This is a genomic window from Sphingomonas sp. Leaf30, assembly GCF_001422525.1.
Classification (GTDB): Bacteria; Pseudomonadota; Alphaproteobacteria; order Sphingomonadales; family Sphingomonadaceae; genus Sphingomonas; species Sphingomonas aerolata.
In genome coordinates this window covers 257,697-276,462 of the sequence record NZ_LMKZ01000016.1, presented here as the reverse complement: position 1 = coordinate 276,462, position 18,766 = coordinate 257,697, and the positions used below count along the sequence as shown (strand labels likewise).

Below are 18,766 nucleotides of genomic sequence, written 5' to 3'. Positions count from 1 at the left end.
CGAAAGTACGGGCCGCACCGGTCATACCGGAATCAGCACCGCTTCGAATGCACCGACCGGCGGAAGATCAAACCAGCTTTGACCGGCGTCGCCAGGACGCACGCGGATCGTCTGGCCACCGACCAGCGCACGCGCCTCGCCCGCACGCGACCCGAGCACGCCGATACTTAGGCCGTGCAGCGGTGGCGGCGATACGTACGTGCCGTTGCGCTGCCCGGCATAGTTGACGACGGTGACGAGCGAGGCGCCGTCGTCGCGGCGCATGACCATCAGTTCGGCGGGGCCGGCGCCGGTCAGGGCAAAGCGCTGCGGGGGCACGTAACGCGCGATGATCGCGACGATCAGTTCGCGGTGCGCGGACAGGCCGTCCCGGTAATAGTGCCAGCCCATGAACCACGGGATGTGGACCGTCTGCCCCTTGCCATGCGCGCGCACCGACACGCCCGGATCGGTGCGCGCGGCGACGCCCGGAATGGCATAACTGAATTCGGGCGGGCCAAAGCGCTGGTCAGGGGCAAATCGCATCAGCGTCTCCGCGTCACGCCGCGCTGCGCCACCGAAATAGAGTCCGTCGAGCGGCACGCGACCGGCGGTTTTCAAGACGCTCTCGACGGGATCGAGCGTCCAGCCCGCGATCGTCCGTGCCGCCGCGTAGCGCGCCAGCGGGAACGAGGCGAGGGGCATCTCAGTGCGTGTGTCGCCGCGGTCGTCGAACCCGGCAAACAGGCCGGTAGTGACCAGCACGCCGCCATCCTGCACGAACCGATCGAGCGCCCCCGCTTCGGCATCCGACACGACCATGACGTTGGGCGCGACGATGACGTCGAACTCCTGATGCAGCTTGGCGGCATCATCAGCATTTCGGGGCTGGCGGACGAACCGGAACGGAATGCGCGCATCGACCAGCGCCGTGTAGAGCCCGCGAAACTCGTCGGTCTGGTATTTTGCGTACGGCGTCATCCCGGCCAGCCGACCGGTCGCGCCCGACTGATAGATCCCGACGCGCGCCGACTCCGCCATGCCGGCATAGCTGTCGGCGTTCGCCGCGCGCCATCTGAAGAGGCGGGAAACCGGGGGTAGATACGTGGGATCGTCCTGACCGGCGAGCGTGCCCATCAGGTATAGATCGAGCTTCGCGCCGACGCCCATCTGTTGCGCCATCCGGTTCACGTGACAGGCGGCACTCTCGGTCACTTGACGCCACGGATAGTCAACGTGCGCGGTGGAGGTGGACGACCAGGGCTTGCCAGGGCTGCGCGCGAGCGCGGACCGGCATTGCTCGCCCGACTGATACGCCCATTCCGGCGCGGCACGGTCGACCCGCCGCTGCACCTCGCCGCGGCCGACCTGCTCAACGCTGTCATGCTGGGTGATGGGCACGCCGGGCGCGAGCTGGTTGATGTGCGCCGAGATCCGCTGGCGCAGCGCTTCCGACGTGCGCGCCTGGAACGACAGGTAATCGCGCCAGTTCGGGTCCGCGAACCCTTCGCGCGTGGGCAATTCCTTGCCGTACATCGCGAGGAAACCGCGCCGGCAATTGTCACAGACGCAGATGCCGTGATCGACATTGGCGTAATCCGTCCGCGGATAGCCGGTCATGTTGAAGAAGATGCCGTCCGGTTTGTACCGCGTCAGTCCCTCGGTCAGGATGCGCAGGCTGTAATCGAGCGCCCAGGCGCCGTTCGGGCAGGCCTGATACGTGCCGGCGAATTCGCGCGGCGTGCCGTCGCGGTTGCGCATGAACCAGTCGGGATGCGCGTCATAGACGGGCTTCATTGCCTTGGAGAGATCGAAGCGGCCGATATAGGCCAGTCCCTCCTCTCGCGCCGCGGCAATCATCGCCTCGACGAAATCGCCCTTCATATACGGGTTGCGGCGCTGATAGGGCAGGGCGGTGGGATAGAAGGCGACGATCCCGCCGATGTTGGAGACGATGACGTTGCCGCCGAACTGACGGATCGCGCGCGCGATCGTGCGTGGATCCTCGCGGATATCAATCTCGCGCAAATTGGTCTGGACGATGCGGTAATCCTGCGTCCACCATTTCTTCGGATCGAACCGGGTATCGATACCGGGCCGCCCCTGCGCTAGCAGCGGGCCGGACGTTCCCGCCGCGATGCCGAGCCCTGCCAGCGACAGCGTCTGCAGTACGCCGCGCCGCGATGCTGCCTTGATGTCGAACCCGTCCATCACCGTCTCCCGTAACGCGTCGCGCTCAGACCTTCGCGATCTCGTGATCCGCCAGAACCTCCAGCGCGTGCACTATCGCCGAATGATCCCAGTCGGCGCCGCCGCACGCGACGCAGGCACTGAACAATTGCTGTGCCGAGGCCGTGTTGGGCAAGGCCATTCCGAGCGACCGCGCGGTGTTCAGCGCGAGATTGAGGTCCTTCTGGTGGAGTGCGATGCGGAAGCCTGGCGCGAACGTGCGATCGATCATCCGCTGGCCATGCACCTCCAGAACGCGCGATGCCGCGAACCCGCCCATCAGCGCGCTGCGCACCTTGTCCGGATCGACGCCGGCCTTCGCCGCGAACAGCAGCGCCTCGGCCACCGCCTCGATGTTGAGCGCGACGATGATCTGGTTGGCGACCTTGGTCACCTGGCCCGCGCCGACCGGGCCGACATGGGTGATGTTCTTTCCCATCAATTGGAAGAGCGGTTCGGCGCGCGCGAACGCCGTGTCGGTAGCACCGCACATGATCGTGAGGCTGGCCGCCTTGGCGCCCACCTCGCCCCCCGATACGGGGGCGTCGACGTAATCGCAGCCGAGCGCCCCGATCCGCGCGGCGAACCCGCGCGTCGCGATCGGATCGATCGAGCTCATGTCGATCACGCACCCGCCCGGCCGAAGCCCGGCGGCAATGCCGTCGGCCTCGAACAGCGCAGCCTCGACGTCGCCGGTATCGGGCAGCATCAGGATGACGATGTCCGCCCCGGCGGCGAGTTCGGCGGCGGACTGGCAGACGGTCGCGCCCGCCGCCAGCAGTTCGGCGGGCAGGGGCGAACGATGCTGGACCAGTAGCAGTTCGTGGCCTGCCGCCTGAAGGTGTCCCGCCATCGGCCGGCCCATGATGCCCGCGCCCGCAAATCCGATCTTCATGCTGTTGTCCTCATCGATGCTGCGCGGTTTCAGAACCGCAGGCGTCCGCCAAGACCAAATACCCGACCGCGCAGGTCGTGATATTGCGACAGGGTGGCCAGTGCGACGGTGATGCTTGCCTCCGCCAGCAGGGGCGGTGCAGTGTTGGTCAGGTTCTCGACCTTGGCAAAGACCTGGATGGTCTTAGTGATGTCGTACTGGGCGGAGATGTCGGTATAGACATAGGCGGGGTAGTGGTTTCGGTTCAGGTCGAGCGGACCGAAATTATTGTCGAAGGTGCCCGGGCCGATATAGTTGAACAGGACGCGCAGGTTGAGCGGCCCCTTGTCGTAGGACAAGGTGGTCGAGCCGCGCCATTTCGGCACCGCGAAACCGCCCTGCAACTGTCCCGCCGTATCGACCTGGCCGCTGGCGGTCGTCGAGATCAGGCGATCGACATAGGTGGCCAGCGCACGGGTGGTCAGTTGACCCTGGAACAGGTCGAACCGGTAGCTGGCCTCGAAATCGATCCCCCGGGTCTTGAGCCGCTGCGCGTTGAACGAGTTCGCGTTGACCTGCGTGATTTCACCCGACGCATCGCGGATCACGCCGGTACAGAAAATGTCCTCGCCGCGACCGCACCGATCGACGACTTCCTGCTGGCCGGGCGTGACGATCGCATCGCGCAGGTTGATATCGTAGAAGTCCGCCGAAAGTTGGAGGTTGGGAATGAACGACGGCTGGAGGACGATGCCGCCCGTGAAGGTGTACGCTGTCTCCGGCCCCAGATTAGGATTGCCGCCGATCAGGAAATTGACGTTGGCGGTTCGGTTGGTCAAATAATCGGTCACCGTGCCGATGCGGATATTGGCCTGCGCAAACAGATCGTTGATCTTCGGCGCGCGGAAATCGCGGGAATAGGTGCTGCGCAGGCGGATGCTGTCGTTGATCGCATAGTTCACCCCGGCCTTCCACACCGTGGCGGATCCGACCGTGCTGTAGTCGACGTATCGACCGGCGAAATCGACGTCGAGGCTGCGCGCGAAGCTGGTGTCGCGGGCCAGCGGTATCGAGATTTCGCCGTAACCCTCGTTGACCTCGAGGCTGCCGTAATAGGAGCCGAACGTGCCCTGCCGCCATCCGTTGATGTCGGAGATCGGGTCGGATTTGTTGTCCACCGTGTCGCGCCGATATTCCGCACCGACCGCGACCTTCACCGGCCCCGCCCAGGTGTTGAAGAGCTGCCCAGAAGTGTTGGCGTTGAAGATGATGCTGTCGGAACGCGAATCCTGGCGCGACGTGCCGAGCACATACTTGTTCACCGCCGAGGTCACCGCGCCGATCCCGAAGACGTTGGCTGGGACGCAGCCATTGCCCGGGTTGGTCAGCGTGGACCGGCATACCGGCTGGCCGTTGGGTCCGATGACCGAGTCCAGCGCCAAGGCCCATTTTGCCTGGTTGCGATTGTTGCGGCCGAGCGTCAGCGATCGCGCATAGGTGTAGCTGTTGCCCAGCTCCCATTTCCAGGTATCCGAGAACGACCCGCTCAGTCCGGCGCCGATCCTGAAATAGGTGTTGCTGGTCGAATTCTCGTTCCGGCCCTGTTCGGGATTGTAGCGCCCCATTCGGATCGTCGTCAGATTGTTCGCGATCATTGCGTCGCGGATGTTGGTCGGCAGGAACGCATTGTCGCGCCGGATCGTGATGTCGGCGTTGTTCGTGTTGTAGTTGCCGGTGCTCTGCGCGCGCGTGTTGGCGGCGAGCACGTCGACGCGCGCGGTCATGTCGTTGGGGAAGTCATAGGTCAGCCGGCTGAAACCGCTGAACTGCCGCGACGCGACCTGCAGCGGGGCGAAGTCGGGCTGCGGCATCAGCCCGTCGCCGCCCTGCATCCAGACCGTGCCGACATTGGTGCCCTGCCGGAACAGGCTCTGCGCACCGTTCTCGCCAAACTGGATGTTGCGCAGCGCGCCGGGCGTGGTGATGACGCCGCCGGCGGTCATCTGCGAATAGCGGACGTCCGGCACGATCAGCTGGCGGAATTCGCCGTTTGTCGGGGTATAGGCGGCGTTGGGTATGAACGTCACGCCGCGGCGACCCCAGGGGCGGGCACCCTGATAGACGATGTCGGGCTGCTCGAAATAGGAGGCGGCGACCACGAAATGGCCCCGGCCGTCATCGAACTTGCCGCCATAGAGGCCGCTCAGCGAATATTGCGGAAGGTCGCCATAGGTCGAGATGTTAAACTGGCCGTCGATCTTGCCACCGACGATCTTGTCGTTGAGGACGACGTTGACGACGCCGGTGATCGCATCCGACCCATAGACCGACGAGGCGCCCGACGTCACGATATCCAACTGCGACACGAGCGGCGCAGGGATGATGTTTATGTCGAACCCGTTCGCGATCGGGCTGCTGTCGAGCACGCGTTGCCCGTCGATCAGCAACAGCGTGCGGGTGGAGCCGAGAGCGCGCATGTTGAACGTCGCGAGACCGAGGTTGCGACCGCTGCCGTTATTACGGTTGGGACGTAGAGCCGGCACGTCGCGCAGGAGATCGACCACGTTGGTCGCCGCTTTCTGCTCGAGTTGCTTCTCCGTGAAGGTCGTGATTGGGGTGGGCGTCTGGAATGTTGATCGTGGAATGCGGCTGCCAGTGACGATGATGTCTTCGACCGGCGTCCTCTCCGTCCCGTCGACAGGCAAGGTAGCGACAGCGGGCGAATTGACTTCGGTTTGGGCTTGTGTGGTTGCAGGTGCAGGTGCGTTGACCTGAGCTTGCGCATCCACCGGTTGACACAGTGCAATGGCGCTGACGCCGATCACAAAAGACGTCAGGCGAGCCTTGGTGTCCAATTTTCCTCTCCCCGTGATGCTCTGAGCACCTTTCGATTGTGGGTTATGGATAAATTATATTACCAAGCATGGCAACGGAATATTATTATTACCCAAGTTCAAGGCCGCGCGTCTGCTTCAGCACGCCCCGGCGTTCCGGTAGGTTGGTCGCCCGCGACGTTATTCCGCTTCAAGACCGCCAGCTTCCTTTGGATGATGGCCCTGAGCCGCAGCGATCGGGATCGCCGTTGTTGAGATGGGTGGCACTAGGCGAGAGTCAGGGCGTGGAATTGTCGAAATGACCGCTTGCTTGGCGGCGCTGGTACCGACGTCTGTGATCGCCGTTGTGTAGACAGCAGCGTCCAGCGCAATGTTCTAGGTAGTGTAGCTGGTTGCCCGGTCGGAAGGGCTGCGTGCTCGATCCGGGCTATAGCGAAAAGGCTTTTGCAGGTCTCATCACAGCCATCCGAAACAATTCGTGATGCAATGAGGAACCGGTGTTGTTCGTCATGACCGGCGGCTTGCCCAGCCTGTTTGCATACGTGCCGGCGTTCCGGTGCGATCAGTCTCGCTGACCCTTAGACAACGTTGAGCTTCTGACCTGGGCGAATGTCCGAACTTCGGAAGCGGTAAGGGCAGGCTGAACGTCCGGTTATGGGTCTCGTAAGTCGAAGGGTCCGGCAATTGCACCGTGAGCCGGACGCTCAGGTTTGGCGATCCGTGCGCTCGAAAGCCGCCATTCGGCAGGCCATCAGCCGGATCAGTGCCCCGGCAGCGGGTGCTCGGCTTGCAGCAGGCGAACCGTGCGGCGTATGCCATCGCTACTGGTGGGGGTGAATGGATGGCGAACGGCAGAAGAAGCCGCGGAAACTCGGTTGTCGGAGAGCGCTGGCCGCTCTTCTGGACAGGCTGTGCGGCAATCAGCGTTGGGGTTGCCCTTCACTTACCGATGCTCGCGATGGCCCATACGATGGGCAATCACCTGTCGGGTATGCCTATGGACGGATGGATGTACATGGGCATGGCGCTGATCGGCATCGGCGTGCCGGCTGCTATATTTGGCGCTTTACCCAAGAAACGGCCTGATCACAGGGCAGGCGCTGGCGCCGCATTTGAAGCGCCCGATGATACCCCTCTGACGCGCTCGCATGCGGCCGTTCTGCTGGTGCTTACCCTCGGCCTGATTATCGACACGATGAAGCCAGCAACGCTTGGCTTTGTGCTTCCCGGTATGCGTGGGGAGTACGGTCTTGCAAAGTCTACCGTTGCTCTGCTGCCGTTCGTTGCCCTAACCGGAACCACGGTCGGCTCCTTCCTGTGGGGGTGGCTTGCGGACGTTTACGGTCGGCGTGTGTCGATCCTGTTGTCCACGATCCTGTTCGTCTCGACCTCCATCTGCGGAGCTATGCCTTCCTACAGCTGGAACCTAGTCATGTGCTTTCTGATGGGGTGCTCGGCTGGCGGCATGCTGCCTGTCGTCTACACGCTGTTGGCTGAGATCATGCCTCCGCGGTACAGAAGTTGGGTCCTTGTGCCGGTTGGCGGTACGGGACTGGTCGGCGGCTACCTGGCAGCTAGCGGTGCCGCGCATCTGTTCGAGCCTCTGTTCGGCTGGCGTAGCTTGTGGCTGCAGGGCTTTCCCACCGGTTTGTTGCTGCTTGCGATGGCAAGGTGGATTCCGGAATCCCCGCGCTTTCTGATGGAACGTGGCATGGACGCGGAGCTGGCTGACATGGCTCGCAAGTTCGGCATCGTCAGGCGTGCTCCACAAGCAGCGCCAGCGGACGCTGGCAGCGCAGCGGCTCACCACCGCGAGTTGACCATCGCCCTGGTGATCACGGCCCTGTCTTGGAGCTTCGTCAACTTCGGCTTGCTGCTATGGCTGCCTTCCGATCTCCAGGATCGAGGCTTTAGTGCTGAGATTGCGAGCGGCATCATCGCCAGCTCAGCACTCGTTGCCCTGCCCACGATCATGATCGCGGCCTTCCTTTACAGCCGGTGGAGCAGCAAGCGCACCCTGATCGGCACTGTGCTTCTCACACTTGCCGGGCTTGCTGGAGCCCTACTGCCGGCGCCTACGCTGGCTTGGCCACCACTGCTGATCGCTGTGATCGCGCTGCTGGTGGTTGGCACAAACGGATTGATCGCCGTGCTGCTTCCCTACGCAGCCGAAAACTACGCATTGCGCGTCCGTGGACGTGCCACCGGGCTTATCGCGGGCAGTAGCAAATTTGGTGGCGTTGCTGTCCAGCTAGGAGCCTTCGCTGGGCTGATCCCGACGATGGGGGGCGCGGCAGTTGCGCTGATCATACCAATGACGCTGTCAGCGGTACTGATCGGACGCTTAGGTAGAGAGACGCGCGGCCGCAGCTTACGGGAGCTAGAAGCGGCGGCTTAGCTGCCGGCAGAACATAGGCCGTGCGGAGCGTCGCCTATCGGCACCTCCCTCTTTGAAAGCGCACTGTCTGCTATCCTGACCCGCTGCGCCGGTCCCTGATTTGGGCCTACTTAGCTGCCGTTCAACCAGATTAACGAATGGCTGCAATTGGGAGGCAGGGAAGGGAGCTCGAACGTCCGTTTGTGGGTCAGAAAGCTGAGGCGTGTTCATCGGGTCATGAGCGGACAGCGAGGCGTCGGGTTCGTAGTGCCCAACCTATGGCGACGAGCGGTGCGGCAAGGCCCAGCCAAGCGACGACGTCCACAGCACCGTCGCCGAGCAGACCAACGATCAACGCGACAATCGTCGCGATGGCCAGAAGGATCGGAATGCCGAACGTCCCCGCGACCCGTCTCATGCCGGTACCTTTCGTCGGCCAAGCCAGAGGTAGACGCCGCTGCCGAGTACTATGATTGCGATCATGTCGAAGATCGCCCAGAGCACCTTCATGGGCATGGCCCCGTAATCGCCGAAGTGGAGCGGCTGCGATAGGCGAAGCGCTAGCATATACCACGGCATCGACCGCATGGCGGTCAATTCACCGGTGCGGGCATCGACTAGCGCGGGGGTGAGCAGCTGCCGCGTCGCCGGAGTCGCGCCCTTCAACCACACGGCATAGTGATGCTCGCTGCTGAACCGCGTACCCGGGAACGCCACGAACTGCGGCTCGGTGCCAGGCGCCGCGGCGCGCGCGGTGCGCATGGCTCGGTCGAGCGAGCCCCAAGCGGCGACCGGCAGCGGTGGCTGGCCTTGGTAGGGCCTGGTCAGCGCGGCGAGCTGGTCAACGCGCCAGACAGCGGTCAGCGTATCCGACAGTGTGTTGACCACGCCGGTCAGCCCGACCACGCCGACCCACATCGCCGTAGCGATGCCGAGCAGGTTGTGGAGGTCGAGCCAGCGGACGCGGCGGCTACGGTTCGTGCGGACCTCACCGAAGGCCAGTTTGCGCATGAAAGGCGCGTAAACGACGATCCCAGACACGATCGACGCACAGAAGAGCAATCCCATGAAGCCGAGGAAGAGCTTGCCCGGCAACCCGGCGAACATGTCGACATGGAGGCGCAGGATCACCGCCATAATGCCGGCATCCTCGTCCAACGCGCCCACTGGCTTGGCCGTGCGGCGATCGATGGCCGTGATGTGGAGGGCGCCTCGTCCAGGCTGCGCCAACTTCCCCGTGGTGACGTTGGTGACCGGGCGGTCGTCGTCAAAGCTCATGAACAACGGACGCTCGCCGGGGTACATGGCCACGGCGGTACGCACGAAGTCGTCGAGCGGAAGCGTCGGTGCATCCTTCGGCAACGCCGCAAGTGGCGGACGGTCGTCGAACGCCGCATCGATCTCGTCATGGAAGATCAGCGGCAGGCCGGTCAGGCACAACATCAGCAGGAACAGCGTGCAGACCAGACTCGTCCACTTGTGAACCCAGCACCATGTCCTGACCGTTGCCGTACGCATCAATACTCGACCGTGATCGACGCCTTGACGGTTCGCGGCTGGCCCTGAAGCAGATAGCCGCCGAACGCCGATGTCCAATAGCGGCGGTTGTCGATGTTTTCGGCGCTCACCCGGAGGGTGATCGGGTGCTCGTTCGCGACCAGGATGTAGCGCAAGCCGAGGTCGAAGCGCGTCCAGTCGTCCACCCGCTGGAGGTTGGTCGCGTCGAGATACTGACGTCCGGTTTGCACGACGCGCCCGGTCAGCGTTGCGCCGCGAAGGAAGGGCGGCACCACCTCCAGGCCGAGGTTCACCTGATAATCCGGCACGCCGATCGCGTCGTTACCGTCCGTCAGGCCACCTGCGGTGCGGCGAAGCGTGGCGTCGGTGATCGTGCCACCCCCGATCACACGCAGCCAGTCGGTCGGCTCGCCGTTGAAGCCCAGCTCGATGCCCTGGTTGCGCTGGCGACCATCGACCACGAAGGTCGTGGCGGTGGGACGCGTCGGTATAGGTGTAGCGATGCTGTAGCCGTTCGGTTGCGTCGTCCGGTAGAGCGCGAGCGTCGCGGTCAGACGCCGGATCTCCCACTTGGCGCCGACCTCGTACTGCATCGTGCGATAGGGCGCGAAGATCTCACCGGGGTTGAGGATGGTGCCATTGATGGGTGCGGTGGAGCCCTGGACAAGGCCCTCGATCCGGTTGCCGTAGAGCGAGAAGGTCGCGGTCGGCCGCACCACCACGCCGAGCACGGGGGTGGTCGCCGACCGGTCGTAGCGGGTCGCCCGAGCGAAGGTGGCGCGGTTGAAGCCCTCGACGGTCAGCTTCTGCTGGCGGACCCCGCCCGTGACCAGCACCCGATCGTCGAACAGGCCGACCGTGTCGGAGGCGAAGAGGCTGCCGAACTCCGTGTTGGAGACGCGCGGTGGATCCGAGAGATTGCCGCCGGTACCTGTACCCGGCAGGTTGGCCGGCTGCGGCACTGCGACGGGCGCGTAGATGTTTGTCGAGGTGGTCGTCGCGAAGCCGCCGGTCGCCGTACGATAGCCGCCCGATGCGAAGGCGTTGCGGTTCTCGGCAAGCACGAGCGTGCCGCCGACGCTGATCGCGTGCGTCGTACCGCCGAGCGCGAACTTGCCGCGTACTCCCAGCTGGCCGCTCTCGTTGTTGTCCTCGCGCGGGACGAACAGTCTTGCCTGGGTGGCGGCACCGGTCGCAGAGTTGGTGACGGTCGGAGTTGCGTAGTCGCCGTCCTCACGGCCATCGCGCAGGCCGCCGGCGAGATAGACCGTCCAGTCGGGGGCCACGTCGACTTCGGCACGGGCGAGAACGTAGACGTCGCGCAGCTTGGTGAACGCCCACGGCTGCGCGTAGTTGGCATCCGCTCCGGGCACTCGCGGGATCGCGAGACCGGTGTTGGCGAGCCGCACCTGCGGCCGGGGCGAATAGACGCGCTGGTCCTCGTAGCCGAAGTCCAGGAAGAAGCGTCCCGGCCCGGAGCGGAAGTCGAGGTCGGCCCCGACGACGCGGACGCTGCGGCGCTCGTCGTCCACCGCCGTGTCCCCGTCGCGGTAGACGCCGTTGACCCGGAAGCCGAAGGCGTCGCCTGCGCCGAAGCGCGTGCCGAGGTCGATCGCTCCGCCGAATAGGTGGTCGCCCGCGTAGCTGGCGGTCGCGCGCATCAGTGTCTTCTCGGCGCGCTTCGGGATTAGGTTGATGCCCCCGCCCAGTCCCGATCCGCCCGGCGCCGCGCCGAAGAGGAAGGCGCTGGAGCCGTTCAACACCTGGACCCGATCGTAGAGTTCGGGAGAGACCAGTTGGCGCGGGGTGATCCCGTAGAGGCCGTCGAGCGCGACGTCGTCGCCGGCCAGCGGGAAGCCGCGGATCACGAACAGCTCCGACTGATTGCCGAACCCCTGCGTGATGCGGACCGAGGGATCGTTCTCCAGCACCTCGCCCAGCGTCTCCGCCTGCTGATCGAGAATCAGCTGCGCGGTGTAGTTGCGGACGTTGAACGGCGTCTCGAGCGCGGAACGGTCGCCAAGCGCTCCAAGCGAGCCCTCGCTCGTCACCTGCGGCCGCTGCTGCTGCGCGGTGACCACGATCTCCTCGTCTGTCGGAGGCGTCTGCACGCGCTCCTGCGCATGCGACACCGTCGCGATCGAAGCGATTGCAACCGTAGAAATGGTCCACGCAAATTTCATCACCGTCACCCCCACTTGACGGCACGCTCATAGGCTATTGCGTTGCGTTCGCAATACGCTCGTTGTTGGGAAGATACTTTGTTGGAACCAAGCGCTTGCCCCCGGCTGGTCCGAATTGGTAGGTGGGCACGTACGTCGCAGCGCAACCAACGTTGTTGGGCGGCGATGAATAAACGACCGAACCTGAGAAGCTGCACAACGCTGTCGAGTGACCGATTGTGGGTCTCCGAAGCCGGATTGGCGGTAGGGCTGGCAGTTCGTAGATGCTGTTGGCGAGATCAGGGCCGCATAAGAAGTTGAGCTTCTAACGCCTGCCAAGTGCGAATAACCCGTCGGTCAAACGTGGGGATCATCAGTCACTATCGTTGTCTTTGCGCAACGGTTCGTACGCCCCGATCGTCTGCTGAACGACGTCGACGTCCCGTCCTTTCGTTTCGCGACCCAGCCAAGCCACGAGCACGAAAGAGGCGGCCGTCGGTACCAGGATCAACCCCGCTACTGTCGCCAGCGGCGGGACCGCGCCCGCAATTGCCAACCCTTGCGCACCCAGGCCACCAGCTTTGGAACACGCCGCGACCCATCCCGTGGCGCGCCCCCGTATGCGCGCCGGGAAACTCTCGGCGACGTAGGGCAACAAGATGGCGATGATGGCGTTCACGCCGACGATCAGTGCGGCGACCGGCAGTACGGGGCTAACGATGCCGGACTGGCGCTCGACCCATAATACCCCGACGAGTCCCAAGACGAGCATCGAGAGGGCTGCGAGAAGCGCACCCTTGCTGCTCCAGCGGCTGTAGAGCAGCGCCGCGACAAAGATTGTGGGCACCGCGATCAGCGATGCCTTGGCGAGCAGGCCGCTGGCCACGCCGACGCTATACCCGCGAGCGACCAGGTCGGCGGGCAGCCAGAGCAATAGGCCGAAATTCGCGCAGCCCCAGGCTAGCGCGGCAATGCTGAACGCGACGAGGGCCCCGGCGTTGCGCAAGGTCGGCAGTGGCGCAATGCTAACAGCATCCTCGAAAACTGCGTCCTGCCTCGTCACCCGCCCACCACCAAAGCGCGCGAGTACCATCTCCGCCTCGTGCGTGCGTCCTTGGACGACCAAAAAACGTGGCGATTCCGGTATTAGCCGGCCGAGAAGGATCAGCAGCAGCCCGGTCGGCAGATTGGCCAGCCACAGGATGCGCCAGCCGAAGATCGGCTGGAGCAGCGCCGAAAGACCGCTGGCCGCGAAATAGCCGCCCGCCGCGCCTAGGCCGCCGATGAGCACGAGGCTCCAGCCGCGGTGTCGGTTCGGCATCATCTCGGCGAGAAGCGCATAGGTGACCGGCAGCATTCCGCCCGCCGCCGCGCCCATCATGAAACACATTCCGATGTTCCAGGCGAGGCTCGGCATCGCGCCGCAGATCGACGTGCCAACGAACATCACCGCCGAGAGCAGGATGGATGCCTTGCGCCCGTATATGTCCGCGACGAAGCCCCACAATATCGATCCCGCGACGGTTCCCGACAGCGCTGCGAACGGCACCAGCGAGGCGGTCGCACGCGACACGCCGTATTCGCTGGTCATCCCCGAAAGAGTGAAGCCAAGCGCGGCGGGCTTCATGACATCGATCACCAGAGCGACGATCAAGGCGCCCATCATGACCCAGTGCGACGCGCGCAGTGGCGCATCCTGCAGCCCGGTGACCGTCATATGCGTCAGTCGTCGCCGCAATCGCATCGCATCGCCCGGCAGCAATCCGTAGGCGGCGAGCACGGTCCCACCGACGATCAGCGCCATGCCGGCCAGCATCCCGACGTCCATCGGCATCCCAGCCATTCGGTAGCCCATGCTTCGGGCCATCAGGAACATCGGCAGATGCAGGGCGACCCCGATCGTCACCGCGATACAGCCGAGCACGAAGGCCCACAGGCCCGGCCTACCGGTCGACATCGTTTGCATCCCCCTGATTTTCCCGCCGAGTTCATCGCTGCGGTCTTTGGCGCAACGACTACCGATACGCGTATGCATGCCTTGCCATTTTAGATCGTATCGCGACAGATGTTTCCAGTCTGGTCCGGACGCATGCCTTACCCGAACTGATCCAGCATCTCCGTGAGCATCGGCCGGAGACGGGCGATCTCGTCGCGATGGACCGACGACAGGCCCGCGAGCATCGTCTCGCCCTCGGGCGTCAACCGCAGCAGCGAGCGGCGCTTATCGCCGTCGGAATGATAGCGAACGACGAGATTCGACGCCTCCAGACGATCGATGAGCCCCGAGGCGCTGTGGGGCTTGAGGACGAGCCGCGTCGCGACATAGCCGATCGTGACGTCGTCGACCGGTGCCGCCCGGATCGCAAGCAGCGCCTGATGCTGTTGCGGCGCCAGCCCGGCCGCGGCCGCCGCGGTCTCGCTGAACGTCGTGAACAGCCGCAGCGCATGACGAAAATCCGCCAGCGCCAGATAATCGGAATCTTTCAGTGTGTCCGTATCGCTCATCGCAAGTCAGCCCGTGGTTGAACTATATCGTAATACGATATAAATAGTGTACCTTCCCTGGAGGCAAAAGACTCTCATCATGATCGCAGCGACACGGGCAACCGAAAACCACCGGCTCGCGGACCATAGCGCCGACCGGCGGATGCTGATGCTGGCAGCGATGGCGATCGTCGTCGGGACCGGCGGTGCGCTTGCGGCATGGGTGCTCATCAAACTGATCGCGCTCGCGACCAATCTCTTCTGGTTCGGTCGCGTGTCTGCACAGTCGGTGGCGATCGTCGACACGCTCGTCGGGCCCTGGATGGTCGCCATTCCCGTTATCGGCGGTCTCATCATCGGCGTGATGGCGCGCTATGGTTCCGACAAGATCCGCGGGCATGGCATACCCGAGGCGATCGAGACAATCCTGTTCGGCGAAAGCCGGATGTCGCCGAAGGTCGCGCTGTTGAAACCGCTGTCGGCGGCGGTCTCGATCGGCAGCGGCGGGCCGTTCGGCGCGGAAGGGCCGATCATCATGACCGGCGGGGCGATCGGATCGCTGTTCGCGCAACGCTTTTCCATGAGTGCGGCCGAGCGCAAGACGCTGCTCGTCGCGGGCGCGGCTGCGGGCATGACCGCGATCTTCGGGACGCCGCTCGCCGCGATCCTGCTGGCGGTCGAGGTGCTGCTGTTCGAATGGAAGCCGCGCAGTTTCGTGCCCGTCGTGGTCGCCGTGCTGATCGCGTTCGCGTGGCGGCCGTTGCTGCTCGACAGCGGCGCGATGTTCCCGTTCGCCGGCGTGACCCCGTCCGGCGGCTGGCCGATCGCGATGGCCGCGGCAGTCGGCGTCGCCACCGGCGTGCTGGCGGCAGCGCTGTCGGTCGCGTTGTATGCGGTGGAGGACGCGTTCCACCGCCTGCCGGTGCACTGGATGTGGTGGCCCGCGATCGGCGGGGTCGTAGTCGGGCTGGGCGGACTGGTCGACGCGCATGTCCTGGGGGCGGGCTATCCGAATATCCAGGCGTTGCTCGACGGATCTCTCGCGGTGCGCGTCATCCTCGCGCTTCTGGTCGTGAAGGCGATCGTGTGGCTGGTCGCCCTCGGATCGGGCACGTCGGGCGGCATCCTCGCGCCGTTGCTGATCCTGGGTGGTGCCGCGGGGGCGCTGATCGGCCAGGTCCTGCCCGGCGGTCCCGGGTTCTGGGCGATGATCGGCATGGCCGGGATCATGAGCGGGGCGATGCGCGCGCCGATCACCGGGGCGCTGTTCGCAGCCGAACTGACGCGGCATTTCGATGCCTTGCCGCTCACCATCGCCGCGGCGGCGGCGGCCTATGCGGTCAGCGTCTTGCTGATGCGGCGGTCGATCCTGACCGAGAAGATCGCGCGTCGCGGCCGGCATATCCTCCAGGAATATAGCGTCGATCCGCTCGACCTGATGCAGGCGGACCAGTTGATGTCACGCGCGCCCGCGACGCTGCCGGGTTCGATGACGACCGCAGACGCGGCGACCTTCTTCGCGGATCGCGCCGAGCATCGGAGCTATCCGGTGATCGACGATGCGGGCAAGGTGCTTGGGCTGGTGTCGCGGACGGACGCGCTACGCTGGCAGACGATCCACCCGGGTACCGACATTTCGCTGACCGAAACTTTGTCGGATGCATCGCTGCTCGTCGCATATCCCGATACGCCGATCGGAGTCGTGGCCGACATGATGGTTGAATCCGGCATTGGACGCGTGCCGATCGTCGCGCGCGATACGCGCCAGGTCGTCGGCATCCTCTCGCGTCAGGATCTGCTCAAGGCTCGCCGCACGCAGCGTCAATCGGAAACCGGACGGGCCGGTTCGCGCTAACGGTCTTAACCCCAAGTTGCGCGTCTGCGCCGTCGTTTGCACCGCATGCTACCGATGATACCGCGACCGCTTCGCCGATCAGCAACAGGGACGGATCGTTGTCGCTGATCGTCTCGACGAGGAACGCGAGCGCAGTTAACCGCCCGCGGAGAATGCGTTCGTTGGGGAGCGAAACGTTGACCGCGACCATCACCGGCGTGTCGGGCGCACGGCCGGCGGCGATCAGCTTGCGCGAGACTTCGCCGGCGGCGGCGCGGCCCATATAGACGGCGAGCGTCGCATCGGGCGCGGCGAGCGCGGTCCAGTCGAGATCCAGCGCTTCGCCGGCGCGGGCGTGCGCAGTGAGGAAGGTGAGCTTCCGCGCGAGACCGCGTAACGTCAGCGACGCGCCACCCGAGGCTGCGGCGGCGCTCGCGGCTGTGATGCCGGGACAGATGCGTACAGTGACGCCGTTGGCCTCGAGGTGGTCGAGTTCTTCGGTCAAGCGGCCGAAGATCGACGGGTCGCCGCCCTTGAGCCTGACGACGCGCTTGCCCGCGAGTGCTGCCCTGGCGAGCAGGACGTTGATCGAGACCTGGTCCTTCGAATGCCGGCCCGATCTTTTGCCGACGCTGACCATCTCGGTCCCGTCTGGAATGAGCGCGAGCACGCCCGGCCCGACCAGTGCGTCGTGGAAGACGATGTCGGCCGCCGCGAGCAAGCGCTCGGCTTTGCGCGTGAGAAGGTCGGGATCGCCGGGGCCCGCACCGACCAGCCAGACCGAACCGGCGGGGAAATCATGCGACATTGGTTGATCCTTGCGTGACGAGGAGTTTGGCGAGGGCAGGGCGGCACGATCCGCAATTGGTGCCGGCTTTCAGTGCGGCCCCGATCGCAGGGACGTCGGCGAGATGCTGGTCGGCGATCGCGGCGAGGATGGTCTTGAGCCTGACGTCGAAGCACGCGCAGACGATCGGGCCACGGTCGACCTGAGGGCCCGGCGCGCGGCCGGCGAGCAGGGTGGGCGCGGCGACGCCCTCGCTCAGTTGCGCGACGAGCCAGTCGCGGGGCGGGAGCGTGCCGTCTCGGGTGACAAACAGGACGCCGGCCAGCCTGCCGCTGTCGAGGATCGCGATCCGGCGTGAGCCCCGCGCGGCATCGACCGCTTCGATCCGCTGGCCCTTCGGCAAAAGCGCGTCGAGCGCAGCGGCGTCGCCGTTGCCCGCCATGTCCCATGCCGTTCCGCACGGCACCGCAACGCGCGTCGCCCACAGGCAGTCGGGGCGGCTCTCCAGTTCACCGCAGACGACGACAAAGCCGCGCCACTTGGTCGCGACGGATTCGATCCGGACAGGGGTCGATTTGAACCCCGGCTGGCCCGATATCGGATCGGCAAGCGGGCGAGGCAGCAGCCCGGCGCGGCCGCCGGTCGCGGTGTGGTCGGTCCAGTGGATCGGGACGAACAGCTCGCCGACCCGCTGCGTCGCGACGACGCTTGCGCGGAACAGCGTGTCGCCCTGCGGCGTCGTCACGCGTGCCAGCCCACCATCGACGATCCCGAGACGCGCCGCATCGTCGGGGTGGATCTCGACCAGCGGCTCCTCGCGGTGGCGCGCGAGCTTGGGCGACAGACCGGTGCGCGTCATGGTGTGCCACTGGTCGCGGTATCGCCCGGTGTTGAGCGTCATCGGCCATTTTACGAGCGGCGCGGCAACCGGCTTCTGCACGACCGGAACAAGGCGCGCGCGCCCGTCCGGCGTCGAGAAACGGCCATCGGCGAACGGCGTGCCGCCCCAGCGGAACGGGGCCATCGCGTCATAGTCCGCATTGCCCTTGGCCGCATGGCCGGGCAGCGCGAACAGCCGTGTGCCGTCGTTCTCATACCCGGACAGCCGGCAATGCTCGCGCCAGATCTCGGCAGGACGATCGTAGGAGAATGCGGTCTTCCAGCCCATCCGCCGACCGACTTCGGAGACGATCCACCAGTCGGGCTTGGCCTCGCCGGGCGCCGCCATGAACGCGCGTTGGCGGCTGATCGTGCGGTCCGAATTGGTGACGGTGCCGTCCTTCTCGCCCCATCCCGCGGCGGGCAGGCGGACATGCGCGTGGACCGAAGTGTCGGTCGTCTCGATCACGTCGGACACGACGACGAACGGGCAACCGGCCAGCGCCTCGCGCACGCGACCGGCGTCGGGCATCGACACTGCGGGGTTGGTCGCCATCACCCACAACGCCTTGATCCGGCCGTTGCCGAGTTCGCGGAACAGGTCGACCGCCTTTAGCCCCGGCTTGGTTGCCATGTTTGGCGCGGCCCAGAACCGGCCGACACGCGCGACGTTCTCGGGCGCGAAATCCATGTGCGCGGCGAGTGAAGACGCGAGCCCACCGACCTCGCGCCCGCCCATCGCGTTGGGCTGGCCGGTGATCGAGAAGGGGGCGGCACCCGGCTTGCCGATGCGGCCGGTGGCGAGATGG

Annotated in this window: 12 protein-coding genes; 2 read left to right on the top strand and 10 right to left on the bottom strand. The window is 65.3% G+C overall.

Annotated elements, in window-relative coordinates; translation table 11 throughout:
* Window positions 1-21: 21 nt before the first annotated feature.
* From ASE89_RS13020 to ASE89_RS13010, 3 genes are read right to left on the bottom strand one after another with little or no spacing between them, the layout of a single operon-like run.
* The gene (locus tag ASE89_RS13020) at window positions 22-2,190 is read right to left on the bottom strand and encodes an alpha-amylase family protein (RefSeq protein WP_056678410.1); all 2,169 of its coding nucleotides are present in this window, start codon (window positions 2,188-2,190) and stop codon (window positions 22-24) included.
* Between the two features lie 25 nt (window positions 2,191-2,215).
* Window positions 2,216-3,103: a 2-hydroxy-3-oxopropionate reductase gene (locus tag ASE89_RS13015; protein ID WP_056678406.1), complete on the bottom strand. Its 888-nt coding sequence runs from the start codon at window positions 3,101-3,103 to the stop codon at window positions 2,216-2,218.
* A gap of 29 nt (window positions 3,104-3,132) precedes the next feature.
* Window positions 3,133-5,871 (bottom strand): TonB-dependent receptor plug domain-containing protein, encoded by a 2,739-nt coding sequence (locus ASE89_RS13010; protein ID WP_236701778.1) that lies wholly within the window; start codon window positions 5,869-5,871, stop codon window positions 3,133-3,135.
* Between the two features lie 1,003 nt (window positions 5,872-6,874).
* Between ASE89_RS13010 and ASE89_RS13005 the strand changes: the two genes are divergently transcribed.
* Entirely contained in the window at window positions 6,875-8,314 is a 1,440-nt protein-coding gene (locus ASE89_RS13005) for an MFS transporter (protein WP_236701777.1), read from the top strand.
* A 214-nt stretch (window positions 8,315-8,528) separates the two neighbouring features.
* Here ASE89_RS13005 and ASE89_RS13000 read toward each other — a convergent pair whose 3' ends face one another.
* From ASE89_RS13000 to ASE89_RS12980, 5 genes are all read right to left on the bottom strand, one after another.
* On the bottom strand, window positions 8,529-8,711 hold the full coding sequence (locus ASE89_RS13000) for a hypothetical protein (RefSeq protein ID WP_056678399.1): 183 nt from the start codon (window positions 8,709-8,711) through the stop codon (window positions 8,529-8,531).
* Window positions 8,708-9,811 carry a PepSY-associated TM helix domain-containing protein gene (locus ASE89_RS12995; RefSeq protein ID WP_056678396.1) on the bottom strand — a complete coding sequence of 368 codons (1,104 nt, stop codon included), beginning with the start codon at window positions 9,809-9,811 and terminating at the stop codon, window positions 8,708-8,710. The genes ASE89_RS13000 and ASE89_RS12995 overlap by 4 nt, the downstream gene beginning before the upstream one ends.
* On the bottom strand, window positions 9,811-11,922 hold the full coding sequence (locus ASE89_RS12990; protein WP_236701775.1) for a TonB-dependent receptor: 2,112 nt from the start codon (window positions 11,920-11,922) through the stop codon (window positions 9,811-9,813). The genes ASE89_RS12995 and ASE89_RS12990 overlap by 1 nt, the downstream gene beginning before the upstream one ends.
* 424 nt (window positions 11,923-12,346) lie before the next feature.
* On the bottom strand, window positions 12,347-14,008 hold the full coding sequence (locus ASE89_RS12985) for an MFS transporter (protein WP_236701774.1): 1,662 nt from the start codon (window positions 14,006-14,008) through the stop codon (window positions 12,347-12,349).
* A gap of 59 nt (window positions 14,009-14,067) precedes the next feature.
* Window positions 14,068-14,478: a MarR family winged helix-turn-helix transcriptional regulator gene (locus ASE89_RS12980; RefSeq protein ID WP_056678386.1), complete on the bottom strand. Its 411-nt coding sequence runs from the start codon at window positions 14,476-14,478 to the stop codon at window positions 14,068-14,070.
* 76 nt (window positions 14,479-14,554) lie between these two features.
* Between ASE89_RS12980 and ASE89_RS12975 the strand changes: the two genes are divergently transcribed.
* Complete coding sequence (locus ASE89_RS12975; protein WP_443024349.1) at window positions 14,555-16,312, top strand: chloride channel protein; 1,758 nt, start codon at window positions 14,555-14,557, stop codon at window positions 16,310-16,312.
* Here ASE89_RS12975 and cobA read toward each other — a convergent pair.
* Both cobA and ASE89_RS21255 read right to left on the bottom strand, forming a co-directional pair.
* Entirely contained in the window at window positions 16,257-17,099 is an 843-nt protein-coding gene (gene cobA / locus ASE89_RS12970) for a uroporphyrinogen-III C-methyltransferase (protein ID WP_082451490.1), read from the bottom strand. The genes ASE89_RS12975 and cobA overlap by 56 nt on opposite strands.
* Window positions 17,089-18,766, bottom strand: a 1,678-nt coding sequence (locus tag ASE89_RS21255; RefSeq protein ID WP_236701773.1) for a molybdopterin dinucleotide binding domain-containing protein, incomplete at its 5' end; no start/stop codon positions are given. The genes cobA and ASE89_RS21255, both read right to left, overlap by 11 nt.